This window comes from Klebsiella sp. JN_Kp122 (assembly GCF_040062085.1).
In the GTDB taxonomy this organism is placed as follows: Bacteria; Pseudomonadota; Gammaproteobacteria; order Enterobacterales; family Enterobacteriaceae; genus Klebsiella; species Klebsiella aerogenes.
The window spans coordinates 51668-64777 of the sequence record NZ_JBEAHW010000017.1 but is presented as its reverse complement, the minus strand read 5'-3'; the positions used below and the strand labels follow the sequence as shown (position 1 = coordinate 64777).

Genomic DNA, 13110 nt, shown 5'->3' with positions numbered 1-13110 from the left:
CCCTCGAATGTTAACCTCCGGAGCCCTTCGTGTCCTCATTGCCGGTTGCCGCAATTCTTCCCGAACTTCTTTCCGCCCTGCAGCAGGCGCCGCAGGTGTTGCTTAATGCGCCTACCGGCGCGGGTAAATCAACCTGGCTGCCGTTACAGATCCTCGCCGACGGCAACATTGATGGCCGGATTATACTGCTGGAGCCGCGGCGGCTGGCGGCACGTAACGTCGCTCAGCGTCTGGCGGAGCTACTGGGAGAAAAACCGGGAGAAACGATAGGCTACCGGATGCGCGCTGAAAGCTGCGTAGGGCCAAATACCCGCCTGGAAGTGGTTACTGAAGGGATCTTAACCCGTACTTTGCAGCACGATCCGGAACTTTCCGGCGTGGGGCTGGTGATCCTCGATGAATTTCATGAACGTAGCCTGCAGGCGGATTTGGCGCTGGCGTTGTTGCTGGACGTCCAGCAGGGGCTGCGTGACGATCTCAAGTTGCTGATCATGTCGGCGACGTTGGATAACGATCGTCTGCAGCGTCTGTTGCCGGAGGCGCCGGTGGTGGTTTCCGAAGGGCGCGCGTTCCCGGTTGAACGTCGCTTTGCGCCGCTGGCGAGCCATCAGCGTTTTGCCGAAGCGGTAGCGATAGCCGCCGCGGATCTGCTGCGTGAGGAACAGGGCTCGATGCTGTTATTCCTGCCCGGCGTTGGCGAAATTCAGCGCGTACAGGAACAATTGAGCGAGCGTGTGGCCAGCGATGTGCTGTTATGCCCGCTGTACGGCGCGCTGCCGCTGAGCGAACAGCGCAAAGCGATTCTCCCGGCGCCCGCCGGGATGCGCAAAGTGGTGCTGGCGACCAATATCGCTGAAACCAGTTTGACGATCGAAGGCATTCGCCTGGTGGTCGACAGCGCTCAGGAACGGGTCGCGCGCTTCGATCCGCGCACCGGCCTGACCCGGCTAATCACCCAGCGGATAAGCCAGGCGTCAATGACCCAGCGCGCCGGTCGAGCCGGGCGTCTGGAGCCGGGGATCTGCCTGCATCTGCTGGCGAAAGAGCAGGCGGAGCGCGCGGCGGCGCAGAGCGATCCGGAAATTCTGCAAAGCGATCTGTCGGGGCTGCTGCTGGAGTTGCTGCAGTGGGGCTGCCGCGATCCGGCCGAGCTTCGCTGGCTGGATCTACCGCCGGCGATCAATCTGGCGGCGGCGCGGCGTCTGTTGACGGCGTTATCGGCGCTGGAGGGCGAACGCCTTTCGGCTCACGGGCGCCAAATGGCGATGCTGGGTAATGACCCGCGTCTGGCGGCCATGCTGACAGCGGCCGATTCCGCGGATGATGCGGCGACGGCGGCGAAACTCGCCGCTATTCTTGAGGAGCCGCCGCGCGGCGGCAATAGTGACTTAGGCGCCGCGTTTGCGCGCCAGCAGGGCAACTGGCAGCAGCGGGCGCAGCAGTTATTGAAGCGACTGGCCAGCCGCGGCGGTCAGCCTGATGCTGAGCGGATGGCGGCGTTGCTGGCCCCAGCGTTTGCCGACCGGATCGCCCGTCGACGCGGCCAGGAAGGGCGCTATCAGTTGGCTAACGGCATGGGGGCGATGCTGGATGCCGATGACGCGCTCGGTCGTCACGAATGGCTAATTGCGCCGCTGCTACTACAGGGCAGTTCGGCGCCCGATGCGCGAATTTTGCTGGCGCTGCCGCTGGATATTGACCAACTGGTGGCGCAGCGTCCTGAGCTGATACAGCGCTCCGATACCGTGGAGTGGGATGAAGCGCAGGGGACGCTAAAAGCCTGGCGGCGTAGCTGCATTGGCCAGCTGGTGATAAAAACTCAGCCGTTGGCGAAACCGTCGGAAGCGGAGCTGCACCAGGCGATGCTCAACGGTATTCGCGATAAGGGGCTCGGGGTATTGAACTGGACGCCGGAGGCTGAACAACTGCGCCTGCGGCTGCACTGCGCCGCGCAGTGGCTGCCGGAAGCGGACTGGCCCGCCGTTGATGACGCATCGCTGTTAGCTTCGCTGGAGGCGTGGCTGTTGCCGCAGATGACCGGGGTGCATTCGCTTCGGGCGCTCAAGGCGGTAGACCTGCGACAGGCGCTGCAAAACTGGCTGCCGTGGACGTTACGCCAGAAGCTGGATAGCGAGCTGCCGACCCATTACACGGTGCCGACCGGCAGCCGTATCGCTATTCGCTATCATGAAGATAACCCGCCGGCGCTGGCGGTACGGATGCAGGAGATGTTTGGCGAGGCGACGACGCCGCGCATTGCCGAAGGGCGGGTTCCCCTGGTGCTGGAATTACTTTCGCCGGCGCAGCGACCGTTACAAATTACCCGCGATTTGAGCGCCTTCTGGCAAGGGGCGTACCGCGAGGTGCAAAAAGAGATGAAGGGGCGCTACCCGAAACATGTCTGGCCGGATGACCCGGCGAACACCGCCCCCACCCGGCGGACGAAAAAATACTCCTGAGGCGCCGCGCCCTTGCTGTGGGCGTGGTTCCGAAAATCGCTGGCCGCAGTCACGCGGCGCAACATTTATGTTATTAAAAAACATCATATTTTACCGTTTATCGCGTTTTACGGTTGTAAAATGCTGGTTAAGAATGGCGCGGATTAGTGCTATTCTCTGTGGCCTGGACAATTCGTGCTATGTCCGGAGATATTCTTCAGCTTAAACAGATAATTATATGATTTGTTTAATGAATTATTCTTCGAAGATGATATGAAAGACGTCGGCCGCGGCAGCGCGGCGGGTGTGAAATTGAGAGATATCTTCTTCCTCCTGCAGGGGGAAGTATTGAGAATCAGGCCTTTACGCCTGAAAGTTGCGGAGAAAAAGCATGGCGGGAGATGACCGCGAGCCTATCGGACGTAAAGGGAGACCTTCACGCCCGGCAAAACAAAAAGTCACCCGTCGCCGGGTCCGGGAAGAGGACTACGACGATGATTACGATGACGATTATGAGGATGAACGACCAATGCCGAAGAAAGGAAAGGGCAAAGGCAACAAGCCTCGTCGTAAGCGCAGCTGGCTGTGGCTGCTGGTTAAGCTGGGGATTGTCTTTGCGGTAATTATTGCCGCCTATGGCGTCTACCTCGACCAGAAAATTCGCAGCCGTATTGACGGTAAAGTCTGGGAACTGCCGGCGGCAGTGTATGGCCGGATGGTCAACCTTGAGCCGGATATGCAGATCAGCAAAAACGAGATGGTGCGCCTGCTTAATGCGACCCAGTACCGTCAGGTCAGCGCAATGACGCGTCCTGGCGAATACACCGTACAGGCTAACAGTATCGAGATGATCCGCCGTCCGTTCGATTTCCCGGATAGCAAAGAGGGGCAGGTGCGCGCGCGTCTGACCTTCGATGGCGATCATCTGGATACCATCGAGAATATGGATAACAACCGTCAGTTCGGTTTCTTCCGTCTCGACCCGCGCCTGATCACCATGCTGCAGTCGGCGAACGGCGAGCAGCGCCTGTTCGTGAAGCGCAGCGGTTTCCCGGATCTGCTGGTGGATACCCTGCTGGCGACCGAAGACCGCCACTTCTATGAGCATGACGGCATCAGCCTGTACTCAATGGGCCGCGCGGTGCTGGCGAACCTGACGGCGGGGCGTACGGTGCAGGGGGCGAGTACCCTGACCCAGCAGTTGGTGAAGAACCTGTTCCTGTCCAGCGAGCGCTCCTACTGGCGTAAGGCCAACGAAGCCTATATGGCGCTCATTGTTGACGCCCGTTACAGCAAGGATCGTATCCTTGAGCTGTATATGAACGAGGTGTACCTCGGTCAGAGCGGCGATAATGAAATCCGCGGCTTCCCGCTGGCGAGCCTGTACTACTTTGGCCGCCCGGTAGAAGAGCTGAGCCTCGATCAGCAGGCGCTGCTGGTCGGGATGGTCAAAGGGGCGTCAATCTATAATCCGTGGCGTAACCCGAAACTGGCGCTGGAGCGGCGTAACCTGGTGCTGCGTCTGCTGCAGCAGCAGAATATTATCGACCAGGAGCTGTACGATATGCTGAGCGCGCGTCCGCTGGGCGTGCAGCCGCGCGGCGGAGTGATTTCACCGCAGCCGGCGTTCATGCAGATGGTGCGCCAGGAACTGCAGGCGAAACTGGGCGATAAAGTGAAAGATCTCTCCGGCGTGAAGATCTTTACCACCTTTGACCCGGTGGCTCAGGATGCGGCGGAAAAAGCGGCCATTGAAGGGATCCCGGTGCTGAAGAAACAGCGTAAGCTGCCGGATCTGGAAACCGCCATGGTGGTGGTCGATCGCTTTACCGGTGAAGTCCGGGCGATGGTCGGCGGCGCGGAGCCGCAATTTGCCGGCTACAACCGCGCGATGCAGGCGCGTCGTTCGATTGGTTCATTGGCAAAACCGGCCACTTATCTGACCGCGCTGAGCCAGCCGAACCAGTATCGCCTGAATACGTGGATTGCCGATGCGCCGGTGACGATTCGCTTGTCGAACGGCCAGACCTGGTCGCCGCAGAACGACGATCGCCGCTTTAGCGGTCAGGTGATGCTGGTGGATGCCCTGACCCGTTCGATGAACGTGCCGACGGTTAACCTCGGGATGTCGCTGGGGCTGCCAGCGATCACCGATACCTGGCAGAAGCTGGGCGTGCCGAAAGACCAGTTGAATGCGGTTCCCGCGATGATCCTCGGCGCCCTTAACCTGACGCCAATCGAAGTGGCGCAGGCATTCCAGACCATCGCCAGCGGCGGTAACCGCGCGACGCTGTCGGCGCTGCGTTCCGTGATTGCTGAAGATGGTACGGTGCTGTACCAGAGCTACCCGCAGGCGGAACGCGCCGTTCCGGCGCAGGCGGCCTATATGACCCTGTGGACCATGCAGCAGGTGGTGCAGCGCGGTACCGGCCGTCAGCTTGGCGCCAAATATCCTGGCCTGCATCTGGCGGGTAAAACCGGGACCACCAACAACAACGTGGATACCTGGTTTGCCGGTATCGATGGCAGCCAGGTGACGATTACCTGGGTTGGCCGCGATAACAACCAGCCGACCAAGCTGTACGGGGCCAGCGGCGCGATGTCGATTTATCAGCGCTACCTGGCTAACCAGACCCCGACGCCGCTGGCGCTGACGCCGCCGGAAGATGTGGTGGACATGGGCGTGGACAGCAATGGTTACTTCCAGTGCAGCGGCGGTATGCGTACGCTGCCGGTGTGGACCACCTCGCCGGATGCGCTGTGCCGTCAGGGCGAAGCCCTGCAGCAACAGCAGCAGCAACAACAGGAAGCCAATAACCCGTTCAACCAGTCCGGGCAGCAGCAGCCTGCTAACCAACCGCAGCAGCAACAACAGCAACCTGCGAAGCAGGAGAAGAGCGATGGCGTTGCCGGTTGGATTAAAGATATGTTTGGCGGCAACTAAAACCGTTTAAGCCGAACGTCTGAACAGCCCCTTAATACGAAGGTATTAGGGGGCTTTTTTATTGCAGGCATCTGCGTAACACCGTGATAACTCCTTAATAACCGTCTGGTTATTTATTAATCCCTTGGCGCTTCCTGCCCGGCATAGCGCTTGCCTTAGATTCCGCGTTTCGCCTATTATGTCACCCGTCATAATAATAATTCTCGTTTACGTTATCATTCACTTTCATCAGAGATATACCAATGGCGCGTCTTAAAACTGCTCAGCCAAATCACTCGCTGCGTAAAATCGCAGTCGTAGTAGCCACGGCGGTTAGCGGCATGTCTGTTTATGCACAGGCTGCGGAACAACCGAAAGAAGAAACCCTCGTCGTTACCGCGGCGCCCGCCAGCCAGGAAAGCGCCTGGGGGCCGGCCCCGACTATCGCGGCGAAGCGTTCCGCCACGGCGACCAAAACCGATACTCCCATTGAAAAAACGCCGCAGTCTATCTCCGTGGTGACCCGCGAAGAGATGGACATGAAGCAGCCGGCAACGGTTAAAGAGGCGCTCTCTTACACGCCGAGCGTTTTCTCCACTCGCGGTAGCTCGACCACCTATGATGTGGTCACCATTCGTGGATTCACCACCTCGAGCACGGTGAACACCAACCAGTATCTGGATGGCATGAAGCTGCAGGGTAACAACTACTCTGAAGTCTCGATGGACCCGTATTTCCTGGAACGCGTGGAAGTGATGCGCGGGCCAACCTCGGTGCTGTACGGCAACAGCAACCCGGGCGGTATCGTTAGCATGGTCAGCAAGCGTCCGACCACCGAGCCGCTGAAAGAAGTCCAGTTTAAGATGGGCACCGATAACCTGTGGCAAACCGGTTTCGACTTCAGCGACGCCATTGATGATGACGGCGTGTGGTCATACCGCCTGACCGGATTAGGCCGCAGCCAGGATGCGCAGCAGCAGATGGCGAAATCGACCCGTTACGCCATCGCTCCGTCCTTCAGCTGGCGTCCGGATGATAAAACCGATTTCACCTTCCTGAGCAACTTCCAGAATGACCCGGATGCGGGTTACTACGGCTGGCTGCCGCGCGAAGGCACCGTGGTGCCGTATTACGATGCCAACGGTAAGGCCCACAAGCTGCCGACCGACTTCAACGAAGGCGAGTCCGATAACAAGATGGCGCGCCGTCAGCAAATGGTTGGCTATAGCTTCTCCCACCAGTTCGATGACACCTTTACCGTGCGTCAGAACCTACGCTATGCCGACGTGCATACGCTGTATCGTTCGGTCTACGGCAATGGTTACCAGGAGCCGGGGAAAATCAATCGTGCCTACGTGCGTTCCGATGAGCACCTGAATACCTTTACCGTTGATACGCAACTGCAGTCTGATTTCGCCACCGGCGCGGTGAACCACACGCTGCTGACCGGCGTCGACTACTCGCGGATGCGTAACGACGTTGATGCAGACTACGGTACGGCCGATGCCATTAGCATGACCAATCCGCAGTACGGCAATCCGAACGTGAACGTCAACTTCCCGTATGCGGTCCTTAACCGTATGGAGCAGACGGGCCTGTACGCGCAGGATCAGATGGAGTGGGACAAATGGGTGATGACCTTAGGCGGCCGCTACGATTACGCCACCACATCTACCTTCACCCGTTCCACCAGCAGCATGGCGGAAAATCACGACCAGCAGTTCAGCTGGCGCGGCGGGATCAACTATCTGTTCGATAACGGCATCTCCCCGTACTTCAGCTACAGCGAATCGTTCGAACCGGTATCGGGTTCCAATAGCACCGGCAAGCCGTTCGATCCGTCGCGCGGTAAGCAGTATGAAGCCGGAGTGAAGTATGTGCCGAAAGATATGCCGGTGGTGGTGACCGCGGCGGTCTATCAGCTGACTAAAGATAAGAACCTGACGGCAGACCCGAACGATCCGACCGGACTGTTCAGCGTGCAAACCGGCGAAATCCGCTCCCGCGGCTTTGAGCTGGAGGCGAAGGCGGCGGTCAATGCCAATATCAACCTGACCGCGGCATACAGCTATACCGACGCCGAATACACTCACGACACCGTCTTCGAAGGCAAGCGTCCGGCGGAAGTGCCGCGTAACATGGCGTCACTGTGGGCGGATTACACCTTCCACGAAACCGCGCTTAGCGGGCTGACGATTGGCGCGGGCGCGCGTTATATCGGTTCGACGGTCAGCTACTACAAAAATGACACCAGCACCGGTAAGAAAAATGATTCCTTCAATGTGGCCGGTTATGCGCTGATGGATGCGACGGTGAAATACGATCTGGCGCGCTTTGGTCTGCCGGGGTCTTCGGTCGGCGTCAACGTCAACAACCTGTTTGACCGCGAATATGTCTCCAGCTGCTATAGCGAGTACGCATGCTACTGGGGAGCGGAACGTCAGGTTGTTGCTACCGCAACCTTCCGCTTCTAACTACTCACGGGCGCGGTTCGCCGCGCCCAATATCAGGTTGTTGCTATGCAGGAACAGACTCCGCACTCTGAAACGACGTTTGCGTTAAATCGCGTGACCTTTCGCGTGCCTGGCCGCACGCTGCTTCATCCCCTTTCGTTGACCTTCCCGGCAGGAAAAGTCACTGGCCTGATAGGCCATAACGGTTCCGGCAAATCCACGTTACTGAAAATGCTTGGCCGCCATCAGCCGCCTTCCGAGGGCGATGTGCTGCTGGACGGCCAGCCGCTGGACAGCTGGAGCAGTAAGGCGTTTGCCCGCAAAGTGGCCTATCTGCCGCAGCAGCTGCCGGCGGCGGAAGGGATGACGGTGCGCGAACTGGTGGCGATTGGCCGCTATCCGTGGCACGGCGCGCTGGGGCGCTTCGGCGCGGCGGATCGCGAAAAAGTAGAAGAGGCCATTGCGCTGGTGGGGCTGAAACCGCTGGCGCATCGGCTGGTGGACAGTCTTTCCGGCGGCGAACGCCAGCGCGCGTGGATCGCCATGCTGGTGGCGCAGGATAGCCGCTGTTTGCTGCTCGATGAACCGACGTCGGCGCTGGATATCGCCCATCAGGTCGATGTGCTGGCGCTGGTGCATCGTCTCAGCCAGCAGCGTGGCCTGACAGTGATCGCGGTCCTGCACGATATTAATATGGCCGCCCGCTATTGCGATTATCTGGTCGCGCTGCGCGGCGGCGAAATGATCGCCCAGGGGACGCCCGCGGAGCTGATGCGCAGCGAAACGCTGGAGCAAATCTACGGCATCCCGATGGGGATCCTGCCGCACCCGGCGGGCGCAGCGCCGGTAAGTTTTGTCTATTGATGGAAAATTCGAACTTTTTCTCACGTCGACGCCTGTTGACGGCAATGGCGCTGTCGCCGCTGCTGTGGCAGATGCGCGACGCGCAGGCGGCAAACGTTGATCCGCAGCGCGTCGTCGCGCTGGAGTGGCTGCCGGCCGAACTGCTGCTGGCGCTCGGCGTTACGCCCTACGGCGTAGCCGATATTCCCAACTACAACCTGTGGGTCAATGAGCCGGCGTTACCCGCTTCGGTGATTGATGTCGGCCTGCGCACTGAACCCAATCTTGAGTTGCTGACACAGATGAAACCGTCGTTTATCGTCTGGTCAGCAGGCTATGGCCCGTCGCCGGAAAAGCTGGCGCGTATCGCGCCCGGTCGCGGTTTCACCTTCAGCGACGGCAAACGGCCGCTGGCGATGGCCCAGCGTTCGCTGCGGGAAATGGCCGACCTGCTGGGTAAGCAACAGCAGGCGAAGCACCATCTGGCGGAGTTCGACGCGTTGATGGAAAGCCTGCGTCCACGATTTGTCGACCGTGACGATCGTCCGCTGCTGATGATTTCGCTACTTGATGCTCGCCATGTACTGGTATTCGGCGAGAACTGCCTGTTCCAGGAAGTGCTCGATCGCTTTGGCATCAAAAACGCCTGGCACGGCGAAGCGGCATTCTGGGGCAGTATCACCGTAGGCATCGATCGGCTGGCGGAATTTAAAGAGGCCGATGTTATCTGTTTCGATCATGGCAACGATCGGGAGATGGCCCAACTGATGGCGACCCCGCTGTGGCAGGCGATGCCTTTCGTGCGTGCGGGGCGTTTCCAGCGTCTTCCGGCGGTGTGGTTCTATGGCGCGACGCTGTCGGCGATGCATTTCGCCCGCGTACTGGCCGATGCGCAGGGGAGGGCAGTATGAACGCGCGTTTCTCGCCGTTAGCTATGATCCTGCTGGCTGTACTGCTGGTTGCCGCTTTCGCGCTGAGCATCGTCAACCTTCAGGTGGCTTTACCTTACGCGCAGTGGCATCAGGCGCTGTGGCAGCCGGATAGCGATAATATCGCCCAGATGCTGTTCCATTACAGCCTGCTGCCGAGGCTGGCTGTATCGCTGCTGGTCGGCGCCGGACTGGGGCTCGTTGGCGTACTGTTCCAGCAGGTACTGCGTAACCCGCTGGCGGAGCCGACCACGCTCGGCGTCGCCACCGGCGCGCAGCTCGGAATGACGGTGACGACGCTATGGGCGATCCCCGGTGTGCTGGCGTCGCAGTTTGCCGCGCTGGCTGGCGCTTGCCTGGTCGGCGCGCTGGTGTTCGGCGTCTCGTGGGGCAAACGTCTATCGCCGGTGACGCTGATTCTGGCCGGTCTGGTGGTGAGTCTCTATTGCGGCGCGGTCAATCAACTGATGGTGATTTTCCATCACGACCAGCTGCAAAGCATGTTCCTGTGGAGTACCGGTACGCTGACGCAGACCGACTGGAGCGTGGCGCAGCGCCTGTGGCCGCAGCTGCTTGGCGGCGCGATGTTGACGCTGCTGTTGTTACGCCCGTTAACGTTGATGGGGCTGGATGATGGCGTGGCGCGGAATCTCGGGCTGGCGCTCTCTCTGGCGCGCCTTGGCGTCTTGACCCTGGCGATAGTAATAAGCGCGCTGCTGGTCAACGCGGTCGGTATTATCGGCTTTATCGGTCTGTTCGCGCCGCTACTGGCGAAAATGCTCGGCGCCCGCCGCCTGCTATCGCGGCTGGTGCTGGCGGCGCTGCTTGGCGCGCTGATCCTGTGGCTTTCCGACCAAATTATTCTCTGGCTCAGCCGGATATGGCGGGAAGTGTCTACCGGGTCAGTCACCGCGCTGATTGGCGCGCCTTTATTACTGTGGCTGCTGCCGCGGCTGCGTAGCATCAGCGCGCCGGTGATGAATGGCGGCGATAAAGCGCTGATTGAGCGCCGCAACGTGCAGTGGTTCGCGCTGGGCGGACTGGCGCTGATGTTGTTGGCGGTAACCGCCGCGCTGACCTTTGGCCGTGATGCGCAGGGGTGGCAATGGGCCAGCGGCGATCTGCTGGAGCAATTGATGCCCTGGCGCTGGCCGCGGGTATTCTCGGCGCTGTTTGCCGGGGTGATGCTGGCCGTTGCGGGTTGTATTATTCAACGCCTGACCGGTAACCCGATGGCCAGCCCGGAAGTGCTGGGTATCAGCTCTGGCGCGGCGTTCGGCGTGGTGTTGATGCTGTTCTTCGTGCCGGGCAACGCTTTTATCTGGCTGCTGCCAGCCGGCAGTCTTGGCGCGGCGGCGACGCTGCTGGTCATCCTGGTCGCCGCCGGGCGCGGCGGATTCTCGCCGCACCGGATGCTGCTGGCGGGGATGGCGCTAAGTACCGCCTTCACCATGCTATTGATGATGCTACAGGCCAGCGGCGATCCGCGAATGGCGCAGATCCTGACGTGGATGTCCGGTTCGACTTATAGTGCGACGCCTGAGATGGTGCTGCGTAGCGGCGTGGTAATGCTGGCGCTATTGGCGCTGGCGCCGCTCTGTCGCCGCTGGCTGACCATCCTGCCGCTCGGCGGCGAGGCGGCGCGAGCGGTAGGGATGGCATTGACGCCATCGCGTATTGGGTTGCTGCTGCTGGCGGCGAGCCTGACGGCAACGGCGACGCTAACCATTGGGCCGTTAAGTTTTGTTGGCCTGATGGCGCCGCACATTGCGAGGATGATGGGCTTTCGCCGGACGATGCCGCATATGGTCATTTCCGGGCTGATTGGCGGGATGCTGCTGGTGTTCGCCGACTGGTGCGGGCGAATGATCATGTTCCCCTACCAAATCCCGGCAGGGCTGTTATCGACGTTTATCGGCGCGCCGTATTTTATCTATTTATTAAGAAAGCAGAGCCGCTAACGATCCCGATGGCCTCAACATCCCCGGTAGCGCTAGCGCTTACCGGGGCTACAGCGTTGTGCGATTTGGTAGCCCGGACAAGGCGCAATGCGCCGCCTCCGGGAAAATCCCCGGTGGCGCTAGTGCTTACCGGGGCTACAGCGCTGTGCGATTTGGTAGCCCGGATAAGGCGCAATGCGCCGCCTCCGGGAAAACCCCTGCGCTACCAGGCATTCAAATACCTTACAGTTTGGCAAACACCCGACGCGCGGCATCGATAGTGTTGTTGATATCCTCTTCGCTATGGGCGATGGACATAAAGCCGGCTTCAAACGCCGACGGGGCGAGGTAAACCCCTTCTTCCAGCATCAGGTGGAAGAAACGCTTGAAACGTTCAACATCGCACTTCACCACGTCCTGATAGCAGGTGACGGTTTCGGCTTCGGTAAAGAAGATGCCGAACATGCCGCCGACATTATTCACCACCAGCGGGATCCCGGTTTCGCGCGCCGCGTTCAGCAGGCCATCCGCCAGTTGATTGGTCAGCTCGGTCAGGGTTTCATGCACGCCCGGCTGCGCCACTTCGCTTAAGCAGGCGAAGCCTGCGGCCATGGCGATAGGGTTGCCTGACAGCGTACCGGCCTGGTATACCGGACCGGTCGGCGCCAGCGCGTCCATGACCTCGCGGCGACCGCCGAAAGCGCCCACCGGCATACCGCCGCCGATGATTTTACCCAGACAGGTCAGATCCGGCTCCACGCCGTAATAAGATTGGGCGCCCGCCAGCGCGACGCGGAAGCCGGTCATCACTTCGTCAATTATCAGCAACGCGCCAAACTCGTCGCACAGCGCGCGCAGGCCCGGCAGGAACTCCGGCTGCGGCGGAATGCAGTTCATATTGCCGGCCACCGGTTCGACGATGATACAGGCGATATCCTGCGGATATTGCTCAAACGCCGCGCGTACCGAGGCAAGATCGTTATAGGTGCAGGTCAGGGTATGCTTCGCGAAATCCGCCGGTACGCCCGGCGAGTTCGGCTGGCCGAGAGTCAGCGCGCCGGAGCCGGCTTTCACCAGCAGGCAGTCGGCATGGCCGTGGTAGCATCCTTCGAACTTGATGATTTTGTCGCGGCCGGTGAAGCCGCGCGCCAGGCGAATGGCGCTCATGGTGGCTTCGGTGCCGGAGTTTACCATGCGCACCATATCCATGGTCGGTACCAGTTCGGTAACCAGTTCCGCCATTTTGACTTCCATTTCGGTTGGCGCGCCGAAGCTTAACCCGCGCTCTGCCGCTTCAATCACCGCATTACGAATGGCCGGATGGTTGTGACCCAGCACCATTGGGCCCCAGGAACCGACATAATCGATATAAGCTTTACCATCGACATCGTACAGGTAGGCGCCATCCGCACGTTCAATAAACAGCGGGGTGCCGCCGACGCCAGTAAAGGCGCGGACCGGCGAGTTGACGCCGCCGGGGATAAGTTCGCGGGCGGCGTTATACAGATTTTCAGATTTGCTCATGGCCAGGATCCTGGTTCGTGAATAAAGTTATCGGGCTATTCTAAGTTATTCCATGAAGGT

General features: G+C 60.1%; 7 protein-coding genes. 6 read left to right on the top strand and 1 reads right to left on the bottom strand.

What is annotated here, in order from left to right; genetic code table 11:
- The first annotated feature begins 29 nt into the window (after positions 1-29).
- From hrpB to fhuB, 6 genes are all read left to right on the top strand, one after another.
- On the top strand, positions 30-2459 hold the full coding sequence (gene hrpB / locus ABLU78_RS05760) for an ATP-dependent helicase HrpB (protein ID WP_048230145.1): 2430 nt from the start codon (positions 30-32) through the stop codon (positions 2457-2459).
- Between the two features lie 370 nt (positions 2460-2829).
- Positions 2830-5382, top strand: a complete 2553-nt coding sequence (mrcB, locus tag ABLU78_RS05755; protein WP_015368189.1) for a bifunctional glycosyl transferase/transpeptidase — start codon at positions 2830-2832, stop codon at positions 5380-5382.
- A gap of 242 nt (positions 5383-5624) precedes the next feature.
- Positions 5625-7835: a ferrichrome porin FhuA gene (gene fhuA, locus ABLU78_RS05750; protein ID WP_032713384.1), complete on the top strand. Its 2211-nt coding sequence runs from the start codon at positions 5625-5627 to the stop codon at positions 7833-7835.
- 45 nt (positions 7836-7880) lie between these two features.
- Positions 7881-8678: a Fe3+-hydroxamate ABC transporter ATP-binding protein FhuC gene (gene fhuC, locus ABLU78_RS05745; protein ID WP_020079587.1), complete on the top strand. Its 798-nt coding sequence runs from the start codon at positions 7881-7883 to the stop codon at positions 8676-8678.
- On the top strand, positions 8678-9568 hold the full coding sequence (fhuD, locus tag ABLU78_RS05740) for a Fe(3+)-hydroxamate ABC transporter substrate-binding protein FhuD (RefSeq protein ID WP_048230147.1): 891 nt from the start codon (positions 8678-8680) through the stop codon (positions 9566-9568). The genes fhuC and fhuD overlap by 1 nt, the downstream gene beginning before the upstream one ends.
- Entirely contained in the window at positions 9565-11547 is a 1983-nt protein-coding gene (fhuB, locus tag ABLU78_RS05735) for a Fe(3+)-hydroxamate ABC transporter permease FhuB (protein ID WP_048230148.1), read from the top strand. The genes fhuD and fhuB overlap by 4 nt, the downstream gene beginning before the upstream one ends.
- 222 nt (positions 11548-11769) lie before the next feature.
- On the opposite strand, the gene hemL is transcribed toward fhuB, so the two are convergent.
- Positions 11770-13050: a glutamate-1-semialdehyde 2,1-aminomutase gene (gene hemL / locus ABLU78_RS05730; RefSeq protein WP_048230149.1), complete on the bottom strand. Its 1281-nt coding sequence runs from the start codon at positions 13048-13050 to the stop codon at positions 11770-11772.
- Between the last annotated feature and the right edge of the window lie 60 nt (positions 13051-13110).